Origin of the sequence: Bradyrhizobium sp. S3.2.6, from assembly GCF_040546885.1 — a bacterium.
Taxonomy (GTDB): domain Bacteria; phylum Pseudomonadota; class Alphaproteobacteria; order Rhizobiales; family Xanthobacteraceae; genus Bradyrhizobium; species Bradyrhizobium cytisi.
In genome coordinates this window covers 772903-799708 of record NZ_JBEPOS010000001.1, presented here as the reverse complement: position 1 = coordinate 799708, position 26806 = coordinate 772903, and the positions used below count along the sequence as shown (strand labels likewise).

Below are 26806 nucleotides of genomic sequence, written 5' to 3'. Positions count from 1 at the left end.
CTCCCCTACCCTTACACGCGCTCGATGATGGTCGCGGTGCCCATGCCGCCGCCGATGCACAGCGTGACCAGGGCGGTGGACTTGTTGGTACGCTCGAGCTCGTCGAGCACGGTGCCCAAAATCATCACACCGGTGGCGCCGAGCGGATGGCCGAGCGCGATGGCGCCGCCATTGACGTTGATCCTGGCGTTGTCGATGTCGAAGGCCTGGATATAGCGCAGCACGACAGAAGCGAAGGCCTCGTTGAGCTCGAACAGGTCGATATCCGACGTCTTCATGCCGGAGCGTGCGAACAGCTTCTCGGTGACGTCGACCGGACCGGTCAGCATCATCGCCGGCTCAGAGCCAATATTGGCAAATGCGCGGATTTTTGCGCGCGGCTTGAGGCCGTACTTCGAGCCCGCTTCCTTACTGCCGACCAAGACGGCGCCGGCGCCGTCAACGATGCCCGACGAGTTGCCGGCATGGTGCACGTAGTTGACGCGCTCGATTTCGGGATGCGACTGTACCGCGACCCCGTCAAAGCCGCCCATCTGCGCCATCATCGTGAACGACGGCTGCAGCTGCGCGAGCGACTGCATCGTCGTCGAGGGCCGCATATGCTCGTCCTTGGCGAGGATGGTGAGGCCGTTGATATCCTTGACCGGCACCACCGACTTGTTGAAGCGGCCTTCGTCCCAGGCCTTGCCGGCGCGCTGCTGGCTCTGCACGGCATAGGCATCGACGTCGTCGCGCGAGAAGCCGTATTTGGTGGCGATCAGATCGGCCGAGACGCCCTGCGGCATGAAGTAGGCAGGCACCGCCATCGACGGATCCATCGGCCAGGCGCCGCCGGAGGCGCCGATGCCGACGCGGCTCATCGATTCGGCACCGCCGCCGATCACGAGCTCATGCTGGCCGCTCATCACCTGCGCGGCCGCAAAGTTCACGGCATCCAAGCCTGAAGCACAGAAGCGGTTGATCTGCACGCCGGGGACGGCCTCGCCGAGACCTGCCTTGAGCGCAGCGAAGCGCGCGATGTCGGAGCCGGCTTCGCCGACCGGATCGACCACGCCGAGGATCACGTCGTCGACGGAATCCTCCGGCAGGTTGTTGCGCTCCTTCAGCGCCTTCAAGGGCACGGTGGCGAGCGCGAGCGCGGTCACTTCGTGCAGCGCGCCGTCAGCCTTGCCGCGGCCGCGCGGGGTGCGGACGTGGTCGTAGATATAGGCATCTGCCATGGGAGCCTCCTGATTGCAGCGATTGGTTACGACCGCGACGCGATCGAGATGATTGGCGAAGCGAAAATTCTCAGAACGCTTCCGCCGGCAGTTCCATGATGGTGGCGCAGCCGGACTGGATGCGCGCGAGATTGGCGGCGGTCTCCGGCAGCATCCGCTCCATGAAGAAACGGCCGGTGACGAGCTTGGTCGAGAGATAGGGCGTCGCCCCGCTCTCGGCAATCTTGGCATTCGTCACCTTCGCCATCTTCGCCCACATGTAACCGAGCGCGACGAAGCCGAAGAGATGGAGATAGTCGGTTGCGGCGGCGCCGGCATTGTCCGGCTTCGCCATCGCGTTCTGCATCAGCCACGTCGTGGCCTGCTGGAGATGGCCGAGCGCAGCCGAGAGCGGAGTGATGAAAGGCTTCAATGCCTCGTCGCCGCCGTTCTCCTTGGCGAAGGCCATGACCTCGCCGAAGAATGCCATGATGGCGCGGCCGCCATCGCGCGGCAGCTTGCGGCCGACGAGGTCGAGCGCCTGGATGCCGTTGGCGCCTTCATAGATCATCGCAATACGCGCATCGCGCACGAACTGCTCCATGCCCTGCTCGGCGATGTAGCCGTGGCCGCCATACATCTGCTGCGCCTGCACCGCGTTGGCGAAGCCGTAATCGGTGAGAAAGCCTTTCAGCACCGGCGTCATCAGGCCCATGTGATCGTCGGCGGCCTGACGGTCCTTCGGATCATCGGAGCGGTGGGCGACGTCGCTCTTCAGCGCGGTCCACATCACGAAGGCGCGCGCGGCCTCATTGAAGGCGCGGATCGAGAGCAGCGTGCGGCGCACGTCGGGATGCACGATGATCGGGTCGGCCGGCTTGTCCGGCGCCTTCACGCCGGTGAGCGAACGGCCCTGGATGCGCTCGCGGGCGTAGGCGACCGCGTTCTGGTAGGCGACCTCGGACTGCGCGAGGCCCTGAACGGCGACGCCGAGGCGGGCCTCGTTCATCATCACGAACATGCCCTGCATGCCCTTGTTCTCCTCGCCGATCAGCCAGCCGGTGGCGCCGTCGTAGTTCATCACGCAGGTCGAATTGCCGTGGATGCCCATCTTGTGCTCGATCGAGCCGCAGACGACGCCGTTGCGAGCGCCGATCGAACCGTCGGCATTCACCAGGAATTTGGGCACCACGAACAGCGACACGCCCTTGATGCCGGCGGGTGCGCCCTCGATGCGGGCGAGCACGAGGTGGATGATGTTCGGGGCGAGGTCATGCTCGCCGGCTGAGATGAAGATCTTGGTGCCGGTGATCTTAAAGCTGCCGTCCGCCTGGCGCACCGCCTTGGTGCGGAGCATGCCGAGATCGGTGCCGCACTGCGGCTCGGTCAGGTTCATGGTGCCGGTCCATTCGCCGGCGACCATCTTCGGCACGTAGGTCTGCTTCTGCTCCGGCGTGCCATGAACGATCAGCGCGGCGGTCGCGCCCATGGTGAGGCCACCATACATCGAGAACGCCATGTTGGCGGAGATCTGGAATTCGTTGACCGCCTGCGAGAGCGTCACCGGCAGGCCCTGGCCGCCGAACTCGGTCGGTGCCGACAGACCAAGCCAGCCGCCCTCGGCCACCTGCTTGAAGGCGTCCTTGAAGCCCTTGGGCGTGGTGACGCTGCCGTCATCGGCGCGCTTGCAGCCTTCGAGATCGCCGACGCGATTGAGCGGCTGGAGCACCTCTTCGGCGAGCTTGGCGGCTTCGCCCAGGATCGCCTCGCGCACGTCGCTCGACGCATCGGAGAAGCCGGCGAGATTGTCGTAGCGGTCGATCTGGAAGACGTCGTTGAGCAGGAAGTTCATGTCTTCGACAGGGGCTTTGTAGATCGGCATGGTGGTCTCCCGGCAAGCCTTGAAGTGATGATGCTGAATTATGATTGAGCAGCGGCGAGCTGCTCCGCCATCAGGCGATGCAGCATGTTGATGGCCTTGAGCGGCCGCACCATCACCTTGAAATTCGTGATCCGACCCTCGGCATCGAAGCTGATGATGTCGACGCCGTTGATCTCGATGCCATCGATCACAGTCTTGAATTCGAGCACGGCGCCGTCGGCGCTGGTCCACTCGCCGACATAGCTGAAGCCGGGACCGCCGAGCACCTTCTCGGCGCTGGCGAGATATTTGAAGGTGATGTCGCGTCCGCGCTGCGGCGAGTGCACGACGGGGCTTTCGAAGATGGCGTCAGGATGCAGCAGGTCCCAGAGCGCTTTCGCATCATGGGACTTCATGAAGGCGTACCAGGAGTCGAGGCCGGTCATTGTCAGGATTGCCTCCCGTGGATCAAAGGCCTTGGCAAGAACTCGAAAACAACCCCATGCACAGTAGCGCGAGGTTGATTCCGCTGCGTTTTCTGGTCGGTTCTTGAGCTCCGACCCAGGGTGGCCGCATATGCACATTGACGCATATGCGTCGATACGCATAAAGTCAAGCTGCTTGGTTAAGGTCACAGGGAGGCAAGTCATATGGCGCTGGGCGACGCAATCCTCGCATGCCTGACGGAACGTCCGATGACGGGCTACGAGCTCGCCAAGACCTTCGATTCCTCGATCGGCTTCTTCTGGAAGGCCGACCACCAGCAGATCTATCGCGAGCTCTCCAAGCTGCGCGACCGCGGCTACATCCAGGGCCGCGAGGTCGTCCAGTCCGGCAAGCCCAATAAGCTCATCTATACGCTTACTCCGGAAGGTCGAACAGCGCTGCGGCACTGGTCCGCGCGACCGAGCACCCCGCCCTCGATCAAGGACGACCTGCTGGTGCGGCTGCATGCGCTCGACAGCATCGACATCGAGCCCATCCGCACCGACCTGATGGACCGCCTGGAGCATCACCGCGACCGGCACGAGAATTACGAGCGGATCCTGAAGAAGCGTTTTCCCGAGGGGACGGCATCTGATGTGCTCGACCTCGGCAATCTGCTGCTGCTCCGCCTCGGCGCGCGGCACGAGCAGATGGTGGCCGATTTCTGCGAGGAAGCGCTCGAGGCGCTGTCGGCGATGAGCGGCAAGAGCACGGTGGTCCCGCTGGACGACGGCAAGCGGGAGAAGGGCTGAGCGGCCCAACGCCGCGCGAGCTCTCGCCATTTCCTCCGCTGTCATCGCCCGCCTTGTGCGCACTTGCGCACTGGAGCGGGCGATCCAGTATTCCAGAGGCGGCGCGGCTAGAGCCGGGGAGCTGCGGCGTACTGGATGCCCCGCTTTCGCGGAGCATGACACCGGTGGCGCCCCCTCTTTCCCGCCGCCCAACTTTAAGACACCGGGACTGCGTTCCTTAACCCGTTATTTACCGTAACAGGAAAAAGTCGGTTTTCGAGGCAGACGACCCGCGCCGAATTCGATTGTCTTACAACCGGGACGCGTGGGGAGACTGGAGGCGCCGGGTGGGGCGCCGGAGTCGGAACCGGACAGAGTCATGAATTCGCGCGTATCGTGGAGTGTTGACGGTATCGATCCGTCCGTCAGGGAGCGGGCCGAAGCTGCTGCGCGTCGCGCCGGCATGTCACTCAACGATTGGCTGAACTCAACGCTCGGCGAGACTGCCCCGCCGAACTTTCGCGGGCCTTACGAGCAGCGTCAGGACGAGCGTCAGAACCTGCGTCCCGATCCGCGCGCGCAGCAGATGCCGAGTCAGGAAAGCCGCGAAGTCGCCGACATCCATCAGCGGCTCGACGCGATCACCCAGCAGATCGAACGGATTTCAAAGCCCGCCGCGCCGCGCCAGGACACGTCACGACAAGACGCTTCACGACAAGACGCTTCGCGACCGGACGTCTCGCGCGAGCAGGGCGTCGCCCGCCAGCTCAACGACGCGATCTCGCGGCTCGATGCCCGCCTGTCGCAGATCTCGCGGCCCCCTCAGGCGCAGCAGGCGCAGCGCGCCGCGCCGGTCGAGACGCGCCAGCACCAGGCCGATGCGGTCGAGCGCGCGGCCGCACAAGTCTATCGCAGCTCGCCGCCCTTGAGCCCCGCGTCGTTCGACGTCGCGGTTGCCGAGATCACCGCACGGCAGAGCGAGCTCGACGGCTTTGCGCCGCGGCAGATGCCGCCGCGCGCCGCGCCGTCGATCGCCCCCTCGGCAGCTCCCTATGCGCCACCGATGGCGCCGCCCGCGCCTGCCTATGCTCCGCCGCCACCGCAGCCGGGGCCGGATTTCTCGTCGCTCGAACGCCATCTGCTCAAGATCACGAACCAGATCGAGTCGCTGCAGCGGCCTGATAATACCGAGCAGGCCATCAACGGCTTCCGCGCCGAGCTCGCCGAGATCCGCAACGCCATCACCGAGGCGATGCCGCGCCGCGCCATCGAATCGATCGAGAACGAGATCCGCTCGCTGCACCGTCGCATCGACGAGACCCGCTCCAACGGCACCGACGGCCAGGTGCTCTCCGGCATCGAGCGCGCGCTCGCCGATATCAAGCAGGTGCTGCGCACGCTGACGCCGGCCGAGCAGCTCACCGGCTATGACGAGGCGATCCGCAATCTCGGCGCCAAGCTCGATCTGATCCTGCGCGCCAATGACGACCCCACGACGGTGCGCCAGCTCGAAGGCGCGATCTCGGCATTGCGCGGCATCGTCTCGAACGTCGCCTCCAACGAAGCGCTGGCACGGCTCTCCGAGGACGTGCAGCTGCTGTCGTCCAAGGTCGACCAGGTCAATCGCTCCTCGGACCGCGGCGACAGCTTTGCGGTGCTGGAGCAGCGCATCGCCGCGCTCACCGCCGCGCTGGAAACGCGCGAGCGGCCGCAACCGGCCGAGAGCACCGAACATCTGGAAGGCGCAATTCGCGCGCTGTCCGACCGTTTCGACCGCATGCAGGTCGGCAACGACTCGGCCTCGACCTTCGCGCATCTCGAGCAGCGGGTCTCCTATCTGCTGGAGCGGATCGAGAGCAATTCCGATTCGCGCGGCGGAAACCTAAGCCGTGTCGAGGACGGGCTGCACGACATTCTGCGCCACCTCGAGCGGCAGCAGGCCACCTATTCCGCGCTCGCGGAGAGCCGAAGCTCGGCGCCGGCTCCCGATTCCGGAATGGTCGATCTCGTCAAGCGCGAGCTGTCCGACATCCGCTACAGCCAGGCCGAAACCAACCGCAGCACGCAGGATTCGCTGGAGGCCGTGCACAACACGCTCGGCCATGTCGTCGATCGTCTCTCAATGATCGAGGGCGATCTGCGCGCGGTGCGCACCGCGCCGCCGGTCCCTGCGCCGATGCCGATGGCTGCGCCCATGCCCGCGCAAGCGTCAATGGCCGCGCCGGTCGAGCCGGCGCAGATGGCGCGCGAGCAGCGGCCGCCGCAGCCGCAGCAACCGAAATACGATCCGAAGCCCGAGCTGCCGAATCCGGCTGCCGCGCAGCAGCCCGCGCACTCGACCTTCGTCGCTGCGCCGCGTGAATTCCATGCTGCCGCGCCCGCGGCGCCGCCGTCGGTGCCGATGGCGCCGGTTCCGCCGCGTGCGATCAGCGAGATCCTCGAGCCGCACACGGCGCCCGCCCGCGCCGCGATCGCGCCCGACCTGCCGCCGGATCATCCGCTCGAGCCCGGCACGCGTCCGAACGGCCGCCCCGCCACGCCGTCCGAGCGCATTGCCGCGTCCGAGAGCGCGATCAGCGAAATCCCCGCCGCGCCGAAGGAACCGGTGTCGTCGTCGAGCTTCATCGCGGCCGCGCGCCGCGCCGCGCAAGCCGCCGCCGCGCAACCGCCGGAGAAGCCGGCCCGCGGCGTCAAGGCCGCGCTCGCGGCCCGCGTCAAGGACAAGGGCCAAGGACAGGGACAAGCACAGGGACAAGCACAGCAAGGCGCCTCGACCATTACCTCGAAGATCCGCTCACTGCTGGTCGGCGCTAGCGTGGTCGTGATCGTGCTCGGCACCTTCAAAATGGCGATGAACCTGCTCGAAGGCGGCAGCGCGCCGCCGTCCCCGCAGGTGATGGAAAATACGTCGAGCCAGCCCGCACCGCAGGCGCCGCCGGTCGAGAGCAAGCCCGCCGCCCCCGAGCAGGTCACGCCGTCGATGACCTCGCCGACGCCGATCGGGAAGCAGTCCCAAAACAATGCGGCGCCGACTGCAACGAACCCCAGTGGAACGGCCTCGGTCGAAATTCCGCCCGCTCCCGCCGTGGCGCCACCCGCGCCCTCCAGCGACGTCACCGGTGCACTGTCGGGCATGAGCCGTGCGCGGCTCGGCATCGTCCAGGTGCCGCCGAGCGAGAAGCTGCCCGACGGCATCGGCGGCCCGGGCCTGCGCACCGCCGCGATGAAGGGCGATGCGACCGCGGCCTATGAGATCGGCGTGCGCTTTGCCGAGGGCAAGGGCGTGGCCGCGAACTACGACGAAGCGGCGAAGTGGTACGACCGCGCGGCGCAGGCCGGCGTGGTGCCCGCGACCTTCCGTCTCGGCACGCTCTACGAAAAGGGCCTGGGCGTGAAGAAAGACGCTGACATCGCCCGCCGCTACTACACGCAGGCCGCCGAGCGCGGCAACGCCAAGGCGATGCACAATCTCGCCGTGCTCGACGCCGACGGCGGCGGACGCGGCGCCAACTACAAGAGCGCGGCGCAGTGGTTCCGCAAGGCCGCCGACCGCGGCGTCGCCGACAGCCAGTTCAACCTCGGCATCCTCTATGCCCGCGGCATCGGCGTCGAGCAGAACCTCGCCGAGTCCTACAAATGGTTCACCCTTGCGGCCGGACAGGGCGACGCGGACGCGGCGACCAAGCGCGACGACGTCGCCAAGCGCCTCGACCCGCAATCGCTCGCCGCTGCCAAGCTCGCGATCCAGACCTTCAGCGCCGAGCCGCAGCCCGACGACGCCGTCAACGTCCAGGGGCCCGCCGGCGGCTGGGACACCGCACCGCAGGCGAACGGCAAACCCGCGCCGAAGCCGGTGGCGACGAAGAAATCGGCGTCGGCTGCGCATTGATCGGTCTAGTACGCTCTCCCCTCTTGTCGTCGCCCGGCTTGACCGGGCGCCCAGTATTCCAGAGACGCCGGTTTGATGCGGAGAAGCCGCGGCGTACTGGATGCCCCGGTCAAGCCGGGGCCTGACAGCGGAGAAGGAGACGAAATCCTCGGCGCGCAGCGAAGCAGCTATCTGATCCCTCTCAGCCCATTCACCACGCGCAAATTTCCCGGTCCCGCCCTGCACCAAATTCCGCTATTGAAGGGCGCGGCATGCCCTTCCTGCGAGCGCTCCGCGAAATCGATCCGTCTCGCCGGTGCGTGGGTCCGATGCAGCTCTACCTTCCGATCGCCGATCTTCCGGTCAACGTGTTCCTGGTGCTGGCGATGGGCGCGGCCGTCGGCTTCGTCTCCGGCATGTTCGGGATCGGCGGCGGCTTCCTGATGACGCCGCTGTTGATCTTCATCGGCATCACGCCGGCGGTCGCGGTCGCCTCCGTCGCGAGCCATATCGCGGCCTCGTCGTTTTCCGGCGCCCTCACCTATTGGCGGCGGCGCGCGATCGATCCGGCGCTGGCGAGCGTATTGCTGTGCGGCGGCGTGACCGGAACGGCATTGGGCGTGTGGACCTTCACGCAGCTCCGCGCGCTCGGCCAGCTCGACCTGATGATCGCGCTCTCTTACGTGGTGCTGCTCGGCACGGTCGGCAGCCTGATGTTCTCCGAGGGCTTGCGCGCGCTGATGCGGACCCGGCGCGGCGCCGTGCCGCCACGGCGAACCCACAACTGGATTCACGGCCTGCCGCTGAAAATGCGGTTCAAGCGCTCGAAGATCTATCTGTCGGTGATCCCAGTGGTCGTCATCGGCATCGTGATCGGCTTCGTCGGCGCGATCATGGGCATCGGCGGCGGCTTCATCCTGGTGCCGATCATGATCTATATCCTGCGGGTGCCGACCTCGACGGTGATCGGGACCTCGATGGTCCTGACGCTCGTCACCATGCTGTTCGCAACCATGCTGCATGCGGCGACCAATCACCTCGTCGACGCCGTGCTGGCGCTGATCCTGATGGTCGGCGGCGTCACCGGCGCGCAATTCGGCGCCCGCGCCGGCCAGAAGATCCGCGGCGAGCAGTTGCGGCTGCTGCTCGGCCTGTTGATCCTATCGGTCGGCGTCCGCTTCGCGGTCGCGCTGGTGATCCGCCCCGAAGACCTCTTCACCATACGTGAGCTGGGAGTGGGCGGATGATGCGTGCGCTCGCTGCGGCTCTCCTCGTCCTGCTGCTCGGCACGTCCGCGCGGGCCGAGCGGCTGATCGTGTCGGTCTCCAACCATCGCGTCACGGTGACGCCGAACTATTCCGGCGAAGAGCTGGTGCTGTTCGGCTCGGTGGAGAAGGATGCCGCCACGCCCGCCGACCGCACGGCTTACGATCTCGTGGTCACCGTGATGGGCCCGCGCGCCGACATGGTGACGCGGCGCAAGGAGCGCACCTTCGGCATCTGGATCAACACCGACTACCGGCAGTTTTTGCAGGTGCCGAGCTATCTGGCGCTGTTCGCCAATCGCCCGTTCGACAGCATCACCTCGCCCGAGATCGCGCGGCGGCAGCAGATCGGGCTCAACAACGTGCTGCTGACCCAGCGCGTCAGCGGCGACTACGCCGACGTGGTGCCGAACGATGCGTTCCGCTCCGCCTTCATCCGCCTGCGCACCCAGCGCGGGCTCTATCGCGAGGATGCGAGCGCGGTGACGTTCCTGACGCCGACGCTGTTCCGCACCGGCATCCCGCTGCCGGCGGAAGTCCCGATCGGCACCTATGAGGTCGAGATCAAGCTGTTCGCGAATGGCGCCTTCGTCGGCAAGACCGAGACTGCGTTCGAGATCGTCAAGGTCGGGTTTGAACAGTTCGTGGCCAATACCGCACGGCAGAACGGGCTGGTCTACGGCCTGGTCACGGCGGCGATGGCGCTGATGACGGGATGGATGGCGTCGATCGTATTTCGGAAGGATTGAGTTAGGCGCGCAAACTGCCACCACGCCGTCATGCCCGGGCTCGTCCCGGGCATCCACGTTCTTACACTCGGCAATAAAGACGTGGATGGCCGGGTCAAGCCCGGCCATGACGACGAGGAGAGCGTTCGCCGCACCTCACATCACGGCGCCTCCACCACCGTCGGCACGCCCGGCTCGAGCAGCCGCAGCCGCGTCCCGAAGCCGAGCACGTCAAAGGTCTTGCGCAGGTCCTCGCCGTTCTGGCGGAAATGCGCCCAGCCTTCGGTATGCACGGGCACGATCATCGCGTCGGGGAAGGCGCGCGCGGTCTCAATGGTGTCGTTGGAGTCCATGGTGAGATGAAACGGCCCGCGCGTTTGCGCCGCGCCCGCGAACGGCAGCACCACGCCGCATTTGAAGCGGCGCGCGACCTCGGCGACGCCGTCGAACCAGGTGGTGTCGCCGCTGATATAGACCGGGCGCGTATCCTTGCGGCTCGACTGCACCACGAAGCCGATGACGTCGCCCGACAGCGGCTCGATGCCGGCCGGGCCGTGGCGCGCCGGCGTCGCGGTGATGGTCAGCGTGTTGCCGTCGTCGTCTTTCAGATGCGCGGTCGCCCAGGGCGCAAGGCCCTCGACATGACCGCCGAGACGCCTGGCGCCGGCCTCAGTCGTCAGCGCGCGCGGTGCTTTGAGCAGATATTCCCGGCCGGAATTGTCGAGATTGTCCGCATGCTGGTCGTGGCTGAGCAGCACGGCATCGATCGGGCCGATCGCATCGGCCTTCATCGCCGGACCGATGGTCTTCTCCAGCTTCACATGCGGCAGCTGATAGGCGCCGGGGGCGTCGAAAGTGGGATCGGTGAGCAGGCGAAAGCCGTCGATCTCGATCAGCGCGGTGGGGCCGCCGATCAGGGTGATGGAAACAGGCATGAGGGACCTCCTCTTACACGACGGGCTTTGCGGGGCGCGTCACCAGGTAAATGCCGAGCGCCACCGGAATGATCCCCAGCAAGTCACGCGCTTCGACGTGCTCGCCCAGCACGAGATACGCGAACAGCATGCCGAGCGGCGGCATCAGGAAATGATAGGCACTGGCCGCGGTCGCGCCACACACTTTCAGGAGATGAAACCAGAGCCAGTAGGCCAGGATCGAGCCGCCAAGCACGAGAAAGGCGAAGGCGCCGATCAGGCTCGGCGTGAAATCGATCGCGTGAACATCGGCGAAGGTGAGCGCGACCGGCGTCAGCACGATGCCGGCGGCGAGATTCTGCACGCCGTTGCCGATCCACAGCGACCCCTTGGGCGCGAGCAGCTTGAACAGGATGGTGCCGGCGACGATCGACGCGAGCGAGGCCAGGGTGAAGAGGATGCCGTGCAGGCTGTCGGTGCCGACCGACAGGCGATGCCAGACAATAAGGGTGACGCCGATGATGCCGAGCAGGAGGCCGCTCGCCTTGCGCCAGGTCATGCCCTCGCCGAGCAAAAGCGCCGCGAGCGCGGCCGTGAACACCGGGTTGGCCGAGACGATCAGGCCGCCGAGGCCGGCGGAGACCGATTGCAGGCCGGTGTAGCCGAGCCCGAGATAGAGCGCGTTGTTGGCGATGCCGAGCACGGCAAAGATCACGGCATCGCGCCACGACAATGACCAGTCGCCGCGGATAGCCGTGGCACCGAGGATCAAGACGCCCGCGAGCGAGAAACGCGCGGCGAGCAGGATGAGCGGCGGGCAATGGGTGACGCCGATCTTGCCGGCGACAAAGGCATAGCTCCAGAGCAGGCAAAACAGTCCGATAGCGAGCGGCAAAGTGTTGAAGCGGCTACGTGGGACGGCGACCGAGGGGGCGAGCGACATGTGGGCATTCTCCTAGGCCCTCGATCTAGGGATCGGGCTTGTCATTTGGAAATTAAATGATTAACTCGCAATCAGTGGCTTTTCGAATGGAGGCAGCCATGCTCGATCTGGAGCTCCTGCGCAGCTTCGTCTCGGTGGTCGAGGCCGGTGGCTTCACCCGCGCCGGCGAGCGCGTCCACCGCACGCAATCGACCGTCAGCCAGCAGATCAAGCGGCTGGAAGAGGATGTCGGTCAGGTGCTGCTGCACCGTGACGGCAAGGATGTGCGCCCCACTGAGGCCGGCGAACGGCTGCTGTCCTATGCGCGGCGTCTGCTCACGCTCGCCGAGGAGGCGCGCGACGTGCTGCGCGACGAAGGCGAAGGCGCGATCCGGCTCGGCATCCCCGAGGATTTTGCGGCGTATCGGCTGGCAAAGCTGCTGGGCGCCTTCTCACGCTCGCATCCGAACCTGCGGCTCGATGTGCGCGCCGACCAGAGCAAGAATCTCGCCCGCGACCTCGAACGCGGCGAGCTCGACCTTGCGCTGTTCAAGCGCGAGGCCGGCGCCAAGGGCGCGATCGCGGTGTGGCCGGAGCGGGTGCACTGGGTCACCAGCAAGAGCCATCCGGTCGATGTCAACGCGTCCTCGGTGCCGCTGATCGGCTTTCCGCCCGGCTGCCTCTACCGCGCCGGCGCGATCCATGCGCTGGAAAGCGCCGGCCGGGCCTGGCACATGTCCTATTCGTCATCGAGCCTCGCCGGCATCCAGGCCGCGGTCGCCGCCGGCATGGGCCTGAGCATCTTGTCGGAGATGTCGATCCAGGCCGACCATCGCATGCTGACGGCGAAGGACGGCTTTGCGCCGATCAACCGCACCGAGGTGGCGCTGATGGCCGCGCCGAACGCGAGCTCCGCGACGCTGCGGCTGGCGGATCGCCTCGCGGAGTTCTGCGAGGACGTGCAGGCGAAGGCGGCGTGAATTTGCGGGATTGGTAGGGTGGGCAAAGGCGCAAAGCGCCGTGCCCACCATCGTTCAGCGAGTGTTGCAGATGGTGGGCACGCTACCGCTTTGCCCACCCTACCAGAGCGCGGCCTAGTAACACCGTGACGCGGCTATCGCGTGCACGCGGCGGTCGCCGAGCAGGTGCGCGACAAAACCGGTCTCCGGAAAGATCTTTGCAAACGCCGCATCGCGGATGCTTAAGCCGCCCGCATAGGCGCCGAAGGCGGGCATCACGGCGCGCATGCCGTCGCTGGCGAAACAACGCCGCTCCATCGAGCGGCCACGCGCGGAGACGCGGGCCTTGGGATGGAGATGGCCGGCGATCTCGCCATGCGCGCCGGTCGGCTCGTGGCGGAAGGTGATCGGACCGATCGCGACTTCATCGGCGACGGTGCCACCGAGATCGCGCGGCAGCATGGGATCGTGATTGCCGGAGATCCAGATCCAGTCGCGCCCGGTCTGGAGCGCTGCGACGGCATCGCGGTCATCCGCGGACAGACGCTCATGCGCGGAACGATCGTGAAAGCTGTCGCCGAGCGCGATGACGGTTTTGGGGTTATGGCGGGAGATGACAGCAGTGAGCCGGCTCAACGTCGCCAGCGTGTCATAGGGCGGCAGCAGCACGCCGCGGGTGGCGAAGCTGGAACCCTTTTCGAGATGCAGATCGGAAACGACCAGCAGGCGCTGCTCGTCCCAGAACAGGGCGCCGGAGAGATCGGCATGGAGAGACACACCAGCAATATCCAGCGCAAGCGTCGAAGTAATCGATAGCGCCACTTGCTCCGTCATGGCCGGGCGTAGCCGTTCGAAGAACGGCGTCGCTTCCGCTCGCCTATGCCCGGCCATCCACGTTCTTGGCGCTGCAAGAAATACGTGGATGCCCGGGTCAAGCCCGGGCATGACGGTGTGGATAGTGTGACGCTCCAAAAATCCATTGTTGCCGCTTACGACATCGCCTCTTTGACCAGCTCGTCGGCGGCCTCGGCCAACAGCTCGTCGCCAGCTTCGCCATAAACTGACTCGCGGCCGATTTCCAGCATCACGGGGACGGCGAGCGGGGAGACGTGGTCGAGTTCCCGGTGGGTGATGCGGCCCTGGATGCGGGTCAGCATGTCGCCGAGGCGGCGCAGATCAAGCAGCCCGGTGGCGGCATCGGCGCGCGCGGCGCGCAGCAGGACGTGGTCGGCCTGATGCTTGCGCAGCACGTCGTAGACGAGATCGGTCGAGAACAGCACCTGGCGGCGGCTCTTCTCCTCGCCGGTGTGGCGGCGCGCGATCAGGCCGGAGATGATCGCGCAATTGCGGAACGTGCGCTTCATCAGCGCGGATTCGGCGAGCCAGGCCTCGAGGTCGTCGCCGAGCATATCAGGGTCGAACAGCGCGTCGAGATCGAGCCTGCCATTCCGGATCATGAACGACATATCGCCGAGCCCCCAGATCGCCACCGCATATTCGTTGGCGACGAAGCCGAGCGGGCGGGCGCGAACGCGCTCCAGCCGGCGCGTCAGCAGCATGCCAAGGGTCTGGTGCGCGAGGCGGCCTTCGAAGGGATAGCAGACGATGTAATGCTTGCTGGCGCGCGGAAAGCTTTCCACCAGCAGCTCGCGCACCGCTGGCACGCGCGAGACGTCCTTCTGCTGAGACAGCCAGTCGCGGACCTGCTCCGGCAGACTCGTCCATGCGCGCCCGTCGTCAAGCAGGCGGCGGACACGCTCGGCGAGATAGGTCGAGAGCGGAAACTTGCCGCCCATATAGGACGGCACCTTGGGGTCCTTGTCATGGGCGCGCGAGACATAGACCTGATCCTCGACCAGGGTTTCGTAGCGGACCACCTCGCCGCTGAACACGAAGGTGTCGCCGGGACTCAGGCCCTCGATGAAGGCCTCCTCGATCTCGCCGAGCAAACGGCCACCGCGCGCGATCACGCCCGTGGAGCCGGCACCACCGCCGCGCGAGCGCACCAGCCGCACCTTCAGCATGTCGTCCTCGACGATGGTGCCGACATTCATCCGGTAGCTCTGCCGCACTTTTGGATTGGCGACGCGCCAGCGGCCCTCCTTGTCCTGCTTGATGCGGGCGAAGCGTTCATAGGTCTTCAGCGCGTAGCCGCCGGACGCGACGAAGTCGACGACGTCGTCGAAATCCTGCCGCGTGAGATCGGCGTAGGGCGCGGCGGTACGCACTTCGTCGTAAAGCTCCCCGGAGAAAAACGGCTCGCCGCAGGCGCAGCCGAGCACGTGCTGGGCCAGCACGTCGAGGGCACCAATGCGCAGGGGCGGCGTGTCCTGCACATTTTCGGCGATGGCGTCGATGGCGACGCGGCACTCCAGCACCTCGAAGCGATTGGCCGGCACCAGCACGGCGCGCGAGGCTTCGTCGAGGCGATGGTTGGCGCGGCCGATCCGCTGCATCAGGCGCGACGCGCCCTTCGGTGCGCCGATATTGACGACGAGGTCGACATCGCCCCAGTCGACCCCGAGATCGAGCGAGGAGGTGCAGACCACGCCGCGCAATCTGCCGGCCGACATGGCGTCCTCGACCTTGCGCCGTTGCGCGACGTCGAGCGAGCCGTGATGCAGCGCGATTGCCAAGTTGTCGTCGTTCATGCTCCAGAGGTTCTGGAACAGCATCTCGGCCTGGCTGCGGGTGTTGACGAAGACCAGCGTGGTCCTGTTCGCCTTGATCAGCTGGTAGATTTCGGGAAGCGCATGGCGCGCGCTGTGGCCGGCCCAGGGCAGGCGCTCGCGTGTATCCAGCATCTCGACCAACGGCGGCGCCGCGCCGCCGGCGATGACGATGTCGGCGGATACGGCTTGGTCTTTCGGTTGCGGCACCAGGAAGCGGGCCAGTGATTCCGGCTCGGCCACGGTCGCCGACAATCCGATCGCGCGCATCTGCGGCGCCAGCCGCCACAGCCGCGCAAGGCCGAGCGACAAGAGATCGCCGCGCTTCGACGTCACCAGCGCATGCAGCTCGTCAAGCACGATGCGCCTGAGCGAGGAGAACAGGAACGGCGCGTCGTCGGACGAGAGCAGCAGCGCGAGCTGCTCGGGCGTCGTCAGCAGAATGTCCGGCGGATAGCGCCGCTGCCGCTGCCGCCGCGACACCGGCGTATCGCCGGTGCGGGTCTCGACCTTGATCGGCAGCGCCATCTCGGCGACGGGCCGTTCCAGATTGCGCGCGATGTCGACGGCGAGTGCCTTCAGCGGCGAGATGTAGAGGGTGTGCAGGCCGCCGCTGCGTTGCACGGCACGGCCGGTGGAGATGACGGATTTCGCGGGAGAGGTCGGCGCGGTGCTCAGCTCCACCAGCGTCGGCAGAAATCCCGCCAGCGTCTTGCCGGCGCCGGTCGGCGCGATCAGCAAGGCCGAGCGGTCCTCGCGCGCCTTCTCCAGCAGTGCGAGCTGATGCTCGCGCGGCGACCAGCCGCGAGCCGCAAACCACTTTTGGAAGCGGTCGGGCAGCAGCGTGGCCGGCTCGGCCGGGATTTTGAGGATGCGGGGCGGCACGGCATCACAGGTAAGCCGTGCCGGTGGGTTCGTCGAGGGGTGGGAAGCCCCTACTCCGACATCGGCTTGTCCGAGATGTCCCAATCCTTGCCGCTGAAGATCGAGATGAACAGCGTCTTCATCGGCGTGTAGTCGTCGGGCGTATAGTCGTAGGTGACGCCGTCGAGGAAGTAGGGCGAGTGGAAGCCCTTGAGCGTCGAGGCCTGCTTCAGCACGTTGGCGCGGGTGAGCTCGTCGCCGCAGCGGCGCAGGATCTCGCCCATGGTGACGGCCTGGCCGTAGCCGGCGAACGCGATGGTATTGTCGGGGTCGATGGTCGGGATGTACCTCTTGCGCAGCTCCTCGAACGCCATCACGTCGGGGTCCTTCTCCCATTTCGGCAGGCCGACCTCCTTGTTGTAGCGGATGGCGACGATGCCGGCGGCGTTCTCCAACCCCGCAGCATTAAGGATCGAGCGGCCGGTCGAGCCGGCCGACAACAGTTGCAGCGGCTTCCAGCCGAGCTCGGCGACCTTGCGGATCGACTGCGACGACGCCTTGCCGGTGGAGATATTGTAGAACACGTCGGCGCCCGACTTGGAGAGATTGATGAGCTGGGAATCGACGGTGGGATCGGTCAGGTCGTAGGTCTGCTCCATGATGACCTGCGCGGTGCCGCCGGCATCGGCCAGCACCTTCTTGAACGGACCGAGGAAGTCGCGGCCGAAATCGTCGTTCTGGTAGAGGATGCCGACCTTGGCATTCGGCTTCACGGCGACGACATGCCGCGCCAGGATGCGCGCCTCGGTCGGATAAAGCGGCAGGCCCGCCATCGTCCACTTGAACTCTTTCGGGTTATTCCACTTCGACGCGCCGGTGTTGAGCAACAGCTGCGGCACGCCCTTGGAGTTCAGGTATTTGTGCACGGCGGTCTGCGGCGCGGTGCCGAGCGAGCCGTAGAGCGCAAGCACCTCCTCCTGCTCGACCAGGCGCCGCGTCGCCTCGACGCATTTCGGTGCGCTGTAGGCGTCGTCCATGGTGAGAAACTTGATCTTGCGCCCGTTGATGCCGCCCTTCTCGTTGAGCATCTGGAAATAGGCCTCGCCGATGCGCCCGAGCACGCCGTAGAGCGAGCCGGGACCGGAATGCGGCACGGTCTGCCCGATCTTGATCTCGCTGTCGCTGGCGCCAGCATCGTATTTCTTCTCGGCAGCCCAGACTGAGGGCGCGGGCAGGACGGACGCGGCAATGGTGGCGAGCGCGGCGGCGCTGACATCGCGCCGCGATGGATTTGTCGTCATTGTTGTCTCTCTCCCTAATGCGCGCATTGTGCTGGCTTCGCGGCACGGCTCGCAAGTAGGAAGTTCGTCGCTGGGCGGCGCAATGACGCTTAAATTGCCGGGTGTTTAGCGCCTAGACTCAAGTTTTCTCGGCGACGACGACGATACCGCGCACCGGCTCGTTGTTCTCGATGCGCGGCGACGCCGGCTCCAGCGTCAGCAGCTTCAGCCCGGCCTTCGCAAGCGCGCCGCGGACATATTCCGCCGCATGGGCATAGCGCAGGCCTTCGCCGAGCACGATGCCGCTGCCGTCATGCGTCTCCAGCGTGAAGGCGAGCACGCCGCCTGACACCAGCACGCGCCTGGCTTCGGTGAGCACCGGCGCAAGGTCCGAGAGATAGACGAACGCGTCCGCGGCGACGACGAGGTTCGCGCTTGCATCGGCCTTGCTGCGCAGGCCCTCTATCATGTCCGCGACCTCGAGCTCGGCATAGAGCGCGGTGGCACGCGCTTCCTTGATCATGCCGGGCGACAGGTCGATGCCGATGAAATGGTCGACCTGTCTGGCGAAGGCCGCTGCCGCGAGTCCCGTGCCGCAACCGAGGTCGACGGCGCGCTTGAACAGGGCCGGCTTGTTCGCGGCGCCGCGGGCGGCCAGCACCGCCTTGAAAATCAGCGACGGGGCGCGATAGCCGAGATCGTTGACCAGCGTGTGCTCGAAGCGCGGCGCATATTGGTCGAACAGCGCCTGCACATAGGCTTTTGGCATCTCCGCCATCTCGGTGTCGCCGAGCCGTATCAGATGCAGGCGGGCGCCGTGCTGGTCCCCGGGATCGCACCGGCGCGCTTCGCGGAACGCCGCAATCGCCTTGTCGCGCTCGCCGAGCTGCTGGCGGATCTCGCCGAGCGTGAACCAGGCCGAGGTGAAGTCAGGCGCAAGCTCGATTGCCTGTTCGATGAGATCGGCGGCGGCGGGCAGATCGCCCTTGAGCTGGAGGTCGCGCGCGAACTCGAAACGGCGGTCGGCCATGAGATCGCCGGAGGTCAGAAACAGGCGGAGCGGCATTGGGAACCAGGAAGCGAAGCGGGTGGCGACTCGAAGATGCGGTGGAGCGACCTATATATCAGGCATGCGGCCGCAAGACATCCTGTTGCCAACTGCTGACGGCCTGTGCTGCAGGCCTGGCAAATTCCATATCGATCCCATCCGCCCGGTCGAGCGGGCCGTGATCACCCACGGCCATTCCGACCATGCCCGCGCCGGCCATGGCGCCGTGCTGGCGACGCAAGAAACGCTGGACATGATGCGGCTGCGCTATGGCGAGAATTTTGCCGGCTCGACACAGACCATCAGCTATGGCGAGGAAATCCGGCTCGGCGACACAAGCGTGAAATTCCACCCGGCCGGTCATGTGCTCGGCTCGGCGCAAATCGCTGTCACATGCAACGGCACCTGCATCGTCGCCTCCGGCGACTACAAGGACGCGCCCGACCCGACCTGCGTACCGTTCGAGCTGGTGCCCTGCGACGTCTTCATCACCGAGGCCACCTTTGGCCTGCCGGTATTTCGCCATGGCGATGCCGCGGACGAGGTGAACAAGCTGCTGGCCTCCGTCGCCTTGTTTCCCGAGCGCGCGCATCTCGTCGGCGCCTATTCGCTCGGCAAAGCCCAGCGCGTCATCGCGCTGCTGCGCCAGGCCGGCTACGACGCGCCGATCTATCTGCATGGCGCGATGGAGTCGATCACGCATTACTACCAGAGCCGCGGCATCGACCTCGGCGAGCTCAGGCCGGTGATGGGCGTGAAGAAGGCGGCGCTCGCCGGCACCATCACGCTCGCACCGCCCTCGGCGACCTCCGACATCTGGACGCGGCGCTTCCCCGATCCCGTCACCGCGTTCGCATCGGGGTGGATGCGCGTGCGTGCCCGCGCGCGGCAGCGCGGCATCGAATTGCCGCTGGTGATCTCCGACCACGCCGATTGGGACGGCCTTACCGCGACGATCACTGCGACCGGCGCCGGCGAGATCTGGGTCACCCACGGCCAGGAAGACGCGCTGGTGCATTGGTGCAAGTCGCGTGGCTTGCGGGCGCAGCCGCTCGATCTCGTCGGCTATGGCGAGGAGGAGGAGAGCGAGACGCCGGTTCAGGGCGAGGCCGAGGCATGAACCGCTTCGCCGAGCTCTTGGACCGTCTCGCCTATGAGCCCGGCCGCAACAACAAGCTGCGCCTGCTCGCGGGCTACTTTCGCGAAGTTGGCGATCCCGACCGCGGCTACGCACTGGCCGCGCTCACCGGCGCGCTCAGCTTCAAGCATGCCAAGCCGGCGCTGATCCGCGATCTCATTGCGTCGCGCACGGATGAGGTGCTGTTCGGGCTGAGTTACGATTATGTCGGCGATCTCTCGGAGACGGTGGCGCTGATGTGGCCGCGGGCGGCCCTGGCCGCCCACAACAACCCGCCTCCCCCGACCCTCACCGAGGTCGTCACCACGCTGCGCACGCTCGGCAAGACCGAATTGCCGAAGCAGCTCGAACGCTGGCTCGACGAGCTTGACGAGACCGGCCGCTGGGCGCTGCTCAAGCTCGTCACCGGCGCGTTGCGCATCGGCATCTCCGCACGCCTGGCGAAGACCGCGGCCGCCGCGCTCGGCGACAAGGACCCGCATGAGGTCGAGCTGATCTGGCCGGGCCTCAGCCCCCCCTATCTCGACCTGTTCGCCTGGCTGGAAGGCCGCGGTGAAAAGCCGGTCAATCGCGATCCCGCGCCGTTCCGCCCCGTGATGCTGGCGCATGCGATCGAGGACGGCGATTTCGCGAGCCTCGATCCCGCCGACTACGTCGCCGAATGGAAATGGGACGGCATCCGCGTGCAGGCGGTGGCCGGCCGCGACGAGCGCGGGCAAATCACGGCGCGACTTTATTCGCGCACCGGCGAGGACATCACCGGGAGCTTTCCGGACCTGGTGCCGTCTTTGCGCCTGCCGGGCGCGATCGACGGCGAGCTGCTGATCCTGCGCGAAGGGCGCGTCCAGAGCTTCAACGTCCTGCAACAACGCCTCAACCGCAAGGTCGTCTCGCCAAGACTGATCAAGGAGTTCCCGATCCACCTTCGCGCTTACGATCTGCTCGGCGACGACGAGAACGATCTGCGCGAGCTGCCGTTCGCCGAACGGCGCGAGCGGCTGGAGACGTTCGTCGCAAAGCTTGGCGATCCCCGCATCGATCTGTCGCCCACCGTCGACTTCGCAAGCTGGGACGCACTCACCGCCGCCCGCGCCGATCCCGCGAGCGCTGGTGCGGGCGCGGATGCCGACGCCGTCGAGGGCGTGATGCTGAAGCGGCGCGACGCGCCCTATCTACCGGGACGGCCGAAAGGGCCGTGGTGGAAGTGGAAGCGGGATCCGCACATCATCGATGCCGTGCTGATGTATGCGCAGCGCGGCCACGGCAAGCGTTCGTCCTATTATTCCGACTATACTTTTGGCGTCTGGACCGAGACCGAGAACGGCGACGAGCTGGTGCCGGTCGGAAAAGCCTATTTCGGCTTCACCGACGAGGAGCTGCTGCAGATCGACCGCTTCGTCCGCCGCAACACCACCGAAAAGTTCGGCCCCGTCCGCCATGTCGTGCACGAGGGCGACAAGGGGCTCGTGCTGGAGGTCGCCTTCGAGGGGCTGCAGCGCTCGCCACGGCACAGATCCGGCGTCGCCATGCGCTTTCCCCGCATCAGCCGGCTGCGCTGGGACAAGCCGCCGCGGGAGGCGGATAGGCTGGAAACGCTTGAAAAGATGTTGAAGGCGGAAGCGGTGGTTGAGGCGTGAATTGCCGCCAAGGCGGAGGTGCCCCCCTCTCCCGCTTTGCAAGCGGGAGAGGTTAGGAGCCCGCGGCACGACCGATTCCCTCGATCTACCTTCCCGGGCCGCCCGAATTAAAACGCGGTAAGCTGATTGACGGTGGGGTCGGGGTTCCCCATGTCCCCCGCCGTGACCTATAATCGGGACGAATCCCCGCGAGGAGTTTTCTGAGATGGCCCACGACGTCAGAGATTTGCCGGCCGGCCGCAGCGATGGCCTGCACCGCTTTCTCGGCGGCTCGCCGCTGGCGGTCGCGTTTCGCCTGGTGCTGCTCTCGATCCTGGTCGGCGTCGTGCTGGCCGCGATCGGCTTCGATCCGTGGAATATCCTCATCAGCATTCGTCTGCTGTTCCAGCGGCTGTGGGATCTCGGCTTCGATGCCGTGAGCTGGCTGTGGCGCTACTTCCTGCTCGGCGCGGTCATCGTGATCCCGATCTGGCTGCTGTCGCGCGTGTTCGGCTCGCCGCGCCGCTAAGTCGTTATTTTTGAGCATGGTCTTGTCGGAAAACCGCTTCACACTTTTCCGGATCATGCTCCAGGGAGTGCGCAGCAGATGCAACTGCGTTTCGTCGGCTGCGGTGATGCCTTCGGCTCGGGCGGCAGGCTCAACACCTGTTTCCACGTTTCAGGGCGCGAAACGAATTTCCTGATCGATTGCGGCGCGTCGGCCCTGCCGGCGCTGAAGCGGCTCGATATCGATCGCAACGACATCGATCTCATCCTGATCACGCATTTCCACGGCGACCATTTTGCCGGCTTGCCCTTCCTTGTGCTCGATGCCCAATTCTCGCGGCGGACGCGGCCGCTCACTATCGCGGGTCCGCAAGGCATCGAGACGCGGCTGACGCAGGTGATGGAAGCGCTGTTCGAGCATTCCTCGAAGACCAAGCAGCGCTTCGCACTGAACATCGTCGAACTCGCCCCCGAACAAAGCCAAAGCTTCGGCCCGGTGAATGTGACGCCCTATCCTGTCGTGCATGGCGAATCCGGCGGGCCCTTCCTCGCCTATCGCGTCGAGGCCGAAGGCCGCACGCTGGCCTACAGCGCAGACACCGAATGGACGGAGACGCTCTTTCCGCTGGCGCACGGCGCGGACCTTTTCATTGCCGAAGCGTATATGTACGACAAGGTGGTCAAGAACCATCTCAGCCTGAAAACCCTGGAACAGCATTTGCCAGCCATCGGCGCAAAACGTCTTGTCCTCACCCATATGAGCGACGACGTGCTGTCGCGTCTCGATGACATCGAACATCTCGCTGCCGAAGACGGCATGGTGCTGGTGTTCTGACATGCACGCGCCCGTTCATCCCAGGGTCGGCTCCGGCCAGGTGTTCGCCATCGCAGGTCCTGCGATGGTCGCGAACCTCACCACGCCCCTGATCGGCGTGGTCTCGACCACCGCAATCGGCCGGCTCGACGATGCCGCGCTGCTCGGCGGCGTCGCGATGGCCTCCGTCATCTTCGACTGCCTGTTCTGGCTGTTCGGCTTCCTGCGCATGAGCACGCTGGCGTTCACCGCGCAGGCGCTCGGCGCGGGCGAGGCCCGCGAGCAGACCGTGATCCTGGTGCGCGGCTTCATTGTCGCCGGCCTGATCGGCGCCGCACTGATTGCGCTGCAATTGCCGTTGGCCGGCGTGCTGTTCGACCTGATGGGCGGCAGCGCGGGCGTGACGCGCGCCGCAAAAACCTATTTCGTGATCCGGATCTGGTCGTCGCCGTTCGCGTTCGCCAACTACGTCATTCTCGGCTGGCTGGTCGGACAGGCCCGCGCCAATCCGGCGCTCGCGCTCCAGGTCGTCATCAACCTCATCAACATGGCGGCGACGATTCTGCTGGTGCTGGTCTACGACACCGGCATTGCGGGTGCGGCGATCGCCGCCCTGCTGTCGGAGGGTATCGGTTTCGTGCTCGGCGTCATCGTCTGCCGGCGCTATGCGTATGGCGGCTTTGCCGTTCCCCGCGCAACGCTGCTCGATCGCGCAAAGCTGATGCGACTGCTGGCGGTCAACTCCGACATCATGATCCGCACCGCGGCGCTGATCACCGTCTTCCTGTTCTTCACCGCCAAAGGCGCGCGCGCCGGCGACGTGACGCTGGCCGCGAACTCCGTGCTCAACAATTTCCTGCTGGTCAGCGCCTTCTTCCTCGACGGCCTCGCCAACGCCGCCCAGCAGCTCTGCGGCCGCACTTTTGGCGCGCGCGACGCCAAGGGCTTTGCCGATTCGACCCGGCTAGTGCTGCTGTGGGGCCTCGGCTTCGCGATCGTCGTCGCAGTGCTGTTCGCGCTGTTCGGGCCGAACCTGATCAACTTCATGACTGCGAGCGAAGACGTCCGCCGCGCCGCGCGCGAATTCCTGGTGTTCATCGTGCTGGCGCCGATCCCCGGCGTATTCGCCTTCGGCTTCGACGGCATCTATGTCGGCGCCACCTGGGCGCGCGAGATGCGAAACCTGATGCTGACCTCGCTCGCGATATTCGCAGGCGTGTGGTGGGCGCTGCAATCCCTGGGCAATGCCGGGCTGTGGTGCGCGCTGATCACGTTCTATGTCGCCCGCGGCGGCTTGCAGGGCGCACGGTATCCGGCGCTGTATCGGGCGACGTTCCCGAAATCGTAGCGATCGTGTCCCGGACGCGCTGCAGCGTGAAACGCTGCTCCGCAGGGCCGGGACCCAGCGGCTTGTGGGCCCCGGCTCTGCAGCGCACCGCTGAAGAAGCGCTGCGCTGCGTCCGGGGCACGAGACCGCGCTACATCCCCGGCCAGTCTTCCGCCGTCAGCGTCGCCGCATCGGCGCCGACGATCTCGGACAGCGAATCCCGCCCCGTGCGCAGCAGCGTCGAGGTCAGATCGCGCTTGATCTCGTCGACGAGGCCGAGGCCCTTGTAGACCAGCGATGAATAGAGCTGGATCAGGCTGGCACCGGCGCGGATTTTTGTCAGCGCCGCACCGCCGGAGTCCACGCCACCGACACCGATCAGCGGGAACGCGCCCTCGACGCGCACATAGGTCTCGGCGACCATGCGCGTCGACAGGCGAAACAGCGGCCGGCCGGACAGGCCGCCCTGCTCCTTCGACCGCATTTCCTCGCGTAGCGTGCTCGGCCGCGCGATGGTCGTGTTCGACACGATCATGCCGTCGACCTTGCGCGAGCGCGCGACCTGCACGACATCGTCGAGCTGGGCAAGGCTGAGATCGGGTGCGATCTTCAGCAGTACCGGCGTATCGCCGGCGCTCTCGCGCACCCGATCGCGCGCATCGATCACGCGTCCGAGGAGATCGTCGAGCAGCGCGCCTTCCTGCAGATTGCGCAGCCCCGGCGTGTTGGGCGAGGACACGTTGACGGTGAAATAGCTCGCAACCGGCGCAAAGGTCTCGATCAGCTTGACGTAGTCGGCGACGCGGTCGGGCGAATCCTTGTTGGCGCCGACATTGACGCCGACGATGCCGCCATGCTGCGCGCGGGCCGCCAGCCGGCGCAGGGCTACTTCCGCGCCGTCATTGTTAAAGCCCATGCGGTTGATGATGGCCTCGTCACGCTCGAGGCGAAACAGTCGCGGCCTCGGATTGCCTGCTTGCGGCTTCGGAGTGACCGAGCCGATCTCGACGAAGCCGAAGCCTAATCGCAGCAGCCCGTCCGGCACTTCCGCACTCTTGTCGAAGCCCGCGGCCATGCCGATCGGGTTGGGAAAGTTCAGCCCGAAGGCGCGCACTGCGAGTTTTGGATCGTCCGGCCGCGGCTTCATCGGCGGCAGGAAGCGCAGTCCCTGGATCGCAAGACGGTGCGCGTCCTCCGGATCGAGCCAGCGCAACACCGGCAGCGAGAAGGCGTCGAAAGCGCGGATCACGGGGCAAGCTCCGGGGTGTCGTGGCTGCCATCGGAGCGCATGTTGAGATTGATCACCGAGAGCACCGCGCCGAGATCGAGCTCGCCATAGAGATGCGGAAACAGCTCGTCATTGCGCGAGCGCTCCCAACGGAGCTCGGCTCCGAGCGCGTCGCCGTCGATCTCGACCAGGAACAGCGCACGCTGGCCGAAATAATGCTTGCGCAAAGTCTCCGGAACCTGGGCGGCGGTCGAGAAATGGATGAATCCATCGCGCTCGTCATCCGCGCTGCCCCGGTACACGCCCTGCCGTTCCGCCTCGCGCCAGGCCGAGGCCGGACAGATTTTGTAGATCTTGACCAATGCTTACTGGAGCCCTTTGAGTCTCTTGGGGTTTTTCGTCTCTTCCGGGTCTGAAAACCCGGGCGCGACCGTAAAGGCCACACCTCTCGAACTCAAGAGTTAGAGCCTATTCCGTTCCGATTTCATCGGAACGGGGCTCTAAATTTGTTTTGACGCGTTTTCTTGACGCGAACCGGTACCCACTTCGCTTGAAAACGCTTTCCTCGTCGCCCCTTGCGCGAAAAACGGAAAACCGGTTGATTTGAGGACAGTTTTCCTGAGTTGCGACGGGCTGGACCTTCCATGGTCAAGCAGGCCAAAGCGCAGAGGATGCTGACCCACGACCAGATCTGGGCCGCGCTGGACCAACTGGCTGCGCGCGCAGGGCTGTCGTCGTCCGGCCTTGCCAAGCGGGCCGGGCTCGATCCCACCACCTTCAACAAGTCCAAGCGCGTCACCTCCGACGGTCGCGCGCGCTGGCCCTCGACCGAATCGATCGCGAAGGCACTGGCGGCCGCGGAGTCCTCGATCGACATTTTCGCCAGGCTGATCGGTGATGATGCTGGCGACGGCCGTGCCGTGCCGCTGCTCGGCTTCGCGCAGGCAGGCTTAAGCGGCGCGTTCGACGAATCCGGCTTTCCGTCCGGCAAGGGCTGGGGCGAGATCGCGCTGCCGAACGCCGAGGACAACCACGCCTTTGCGCTGAAGATTTCCGGCGACGCGCTCGCGCCCGCCTATCGCGACGGCGACGTCATCCTGGTCTCGCCTGGCGCACCGATCCGCAAGGGCGATCGCGTCGTGGTGAAGGCGAAGGCGGGCGAAATGATGCTCGCGATGCTGAAGCGCCGCACGGCGAAGGCGCTGGAATTGCAGCCGCTCGATGCGACGCAGGGAGAGCGGACGATGGCAGCGAGCGATGTTGCATGGATCGCGCGGATTGTGTGGGCGAGCCAGTGAAACTTGCTCCGCTGTCATTCCCCGCGAAAGCGGGGAATCCAGTACGCCGCGAGCTCTCGACTCTATAACGGCTGCCCCTGGAAT

22 protein-coding genes are annotated in these 26806 nt (G+C 66.1%); 11 read left to right on the top strand and 11 right to left on the bottom strand.

Translation table 11 applies throughout. The annotated features are described in order from the left end of the window. Positions 1-11: 11 nt before the first annotated feature. The 3 genes from ABID58_RS03695 to ABID58_RS03685 form a co-directional block, all read right to left on the bottom strand. Positions 12-1220 (bottom strand): acetyl-CoA C-acetyltransferase, encoded by a 1209-nt coding sequence (locus ABID58_RS03695; protein ID WP_354031564.1) that lies wholly within the window; start codon positions 1218-1220, stop codon positions 12-14. A gap of 70 nt (positions 1221-1290) precedes the next feature. Then, on the bottom strand, positions 1291-3081 hold the full coding sequence (locus ABID58_RS03690; RefSeq protein ID WP_354031563.1) for an acyl-CoA dehydrogenase C-terminal domain-containing protein: 1791 nt from the start codon (positions 3079-3081) through the stop codon (positions 1291-1293). Positions 3082-3119: 38 nt separating this feature from the next. After that, complete coding sequence (locus ABID58_RS03685) at positions 3120-3506, bottom strand: nuclear transport factor 2 family protein (RefSeq protein ID WP_148754422.1); 387 nt, start codon at positions 3504-3506, stop codon at positions 3120-3122. A 204-nt stretch (positions 3507-3710) separates the two neighbouring features. Here ABID58_RS03685 and ABID58_RS03680 point away from each other — a divergent pair, with 204 nt between their 5' ends. The 4 genes from ABID58_RS03680 to ABID58_RS03665 all read left to right on the top strand — a co-directional run bounded on the left by ABID58_RS03680 (position 3711) and on the right by ABID58_RS03665 (position 10159). Continuing rightward, complete coding sequence (locus ABID58_RS03680) at positions 3711-4298, top strand: PadR family transcriptional regulator (RefSeq protein ID WP_354031562.1); 588 nt, start codon at positions 3711-3713, stop codon at positions 4296-4298. Positions 4299-4656: 358 nt separating this feature from the next. After that, positions 4657-8166, top strand: coding sequence for a hypothetical protein (locus ABID58_RS03675; RefSeq protein WP_354031561.1), 3510 nt, complete (start codon positions 4657-4659; stop codon positions 8164-8166). A 308-nt stretch (positions 8167-8474) separates the two neighbouring features. Beyond that, a complete protein-coding gene (locus ABID58_RS03670; protein WP_148754425.1) occupies positions 8475-9392 on the top strand; it encodes a sulfite exporter TauE/SafE family protein in 918 nt (305 codons plus the stop codon). After that, a complete protein-coding gene (locus ABID58_RS03665; protein ID WP_148754427.1) occupies positions 9389-10159 on the top strand; it encodes a TIGR02186 family protein in 771 nt (256 codons plus the stop codon). Before ABID58_RS03670 ends, ABID58_RS03665 begins: the two co-directional genes overlap by 4 nt. A gap of 140 nt (positions 10160-10299) precedes the next feature. Here ABID58_RS03665 and ABID58_RS03660 read toward each other — a convergent pair whose 3' ends face one another. Together ABID58_RS03660 and ABID58_RS03655 are read right to left on the bottom strand one after the other, a co-directional pair. Next, positions 10300-11073: an MBL fold metallo-hydrolase gene (locus ABID58_RS03660; protein WP_354031560.1), complete on the bottom strand. Its 774-nt coding sequence runs from the start codon at positions 11071-11073 to the stop codon at positions 10300-10302. A gap of 13 nt (positions 11074-11086) precedes the next feature. Beyond that, positions 11087-11995: a DMT family transporter gene (locus ABID58_RS03655; protein WP_354031559.1), complete on the bottom strand. Its 909-nt coding sequence runs from the start codon at positions 11993-11995 to the stop codon at positions 11087-11089. A 98-nt stretch (positions 11996-12093) separates the two neighbouring features. Here ABID58_RS03655 and ABID58_RS03650 point away from each other — a divergent pair, with 98 nt between their 5' ends. Then, positions 12094-12954, top strand: a complete 861-nt coding sequence (locus tag ABID58_RS03650; protein ID WP_354031558.1) for a LysR family transcriptional regulator — start codon at positions 12094-12096, stop codon at positions 12952-12954. 114 nt (positions 12955-13068) lie between these two features. On the opposite strand, the gene pdeM is transcribed toward ABID58_RS03650, so the two are convergent. From pdeM to ABID58_RS03630, 4 genes are all read right to left on the bottom strand, one after another. After that, complete coding sequence (gene pdeM / locus ABID58_RS03645) at positions 13069-13767, bottom strand: ligase-associated DNA damage response endonuclease PdeM (RefSeq protein WP_354031557.1); 699 nt, start codon at positions 13765-13767, stop codon at positions 13069-13071. Between the two features lie 155 nt (positions 13768-13922). Further along, positions 13923-16487 carry a ligase-associated DNA damage response DEXH box helicase gene (locus ABID58_RS03640; RefSeq protein WP_354031556.1) on the bottom strand — a complete coding sequence of 855 codons (2565 nt, stop codon included), beginning with the start codon at positions 16485-16487 and terminating at the stop codon, positions 13923-13925. Between the two features lie 50 nt (positions 16488-16537). Continuing rightward, positions 16538-17767: an ABC transporter substrate-binding protein gene (locus ABID58_RS03635; RefSeq protein ID WP_354031555.1), complete on the bottom strand. Its 1230-nt coding sequence runs from the start codon at positions 17765-17767 to the stop codon at positions 16538-16540. Positions 17768-17885: 118 nt separating this feature from the next. Beyond that, entirely contained in the window at positions 17886-18812 is a 927-nt protein-coding gene (locus ABID58_RS03630) for a class I SAM-dependent DNA methyltransferase (protein ID WP_354031554.1), read from the bottom strand. 64 nt (positions 18813-18876) lie between these two features. Here ABID58_RS03630 and ABID58_RS03625 point away from each other — a divergent pair, with 64 nt between their 5' ends. The 5 genes from ABID58_RS03625 (at position 18877) to ABID58_RS03605 (ending at position 24217) form a co-directional block, all read left to right on the top strand. Further along, complete coding sequence (locus ABID58_RS03625) at positions 18877-19914, top strand: ligase-associated DNA damage response exonuclease (protein WP_148754513.1); 1038 nt, start codon at positions 18877-18879, stop codon at positions 19912-19914. Next, the gene (locus ABID58_RS03620; RefSeq protein ID WP_354031553.1) at positions 19911-21569 is read left to right on the top strand and encodes a cisplatin damage response ATP-dependent DNA ligase; all 1659 of its coding nucleotides are present in this window, start codon (positions 19911-19913) and stop codon (positions 21567-21569) included. The genes ABID58_RS03625 and ABID58_RS03620 overlap by 4 nt, the downstream gene beginning before the upstream one ends. A gap of 205 nt (positions 21570-21774) precedes the next feature. Beyond that, entirely contained in the window at positions 21775-22077 is a 303-nt protein-coding gene (locus ABID58_RS03615) for a DUF6460 domain-containing protein (protein WP_148754443.1), read from the top strand. 78 nt (positions 22078-22155) lie between these two features. Beyond that, positions 22156-22890, top strand: a complete 735-nt coding sequence (locus tag ABID58_RS03610) for an MBL fold metallo-hydrolase (protein ID WP_354031552.1) — start codon at positions 22156-22158, stop codon at positions 22888-22890. Position 22891: 1 nt separating this feature from the next. Further along, the gene (locus tag ABID58_RS03605; RefSeq protein WP_354031551.1) at positions 22892-24217 is read left to right on the top strand and encodes an MATE family efflux transporter; all 1326 of its coding nucleotides are present in this window, start codon (positions 22892-22894) and stop codon (positions 24215-24217) included. Between the two features lie 130 nt (positions 24218-24347). Here ABID58_RS03605 and ABID58_RS03600 read toward each other — a convergent pair whose 3' ends face one another. Both ABID58_RS03600 and ABID58_RS03595 read right to left on the bottom strand, forming a co-directional pair. Continuing rightward, positions 24348-25445 carry a quinone-dependent dihydroorotate dehydrogenase gene (locus ABID58_RS03600; protein WP_148754449.1) on the bottom strand — a complete coding sequence of 366 codons (1098 nt, stop codon included), beginning with the start codon at positions 25443-25445 and terminating at the stop codon, positions 24348-24350. Further along, positions 25442-25786, bottom strand: coding sequence for a DUF952 domain-containing protein (locus tag ABID58_RS03595; protein ID WP_148754451.1), 345 nt, complete (start codon positions 25784-25786; stop codon positions 25442-25444). Before ABID58_RS03595 ends, ABID58_RS03600 begins: the two co-directional genes overlap by 4 nt. A 282-nt stretch (positions 25787-26068) precedes the next feature. Here ABID58_RS03595 and ABID58_RS03590 point away from each other — a divergent pair, with 282 nt between their 5' ends. Beyond that, entirely contained in the window at positions 26069-26722 is a 654-nt protein-coding gene (locus tag ABID58_RS03590) for a S24 family peptidase (protein ID WP_148754453.1), read from the top strand. The last annotated feature ends 84 nt before the right edge of the window (positions 26723-26806 follow it).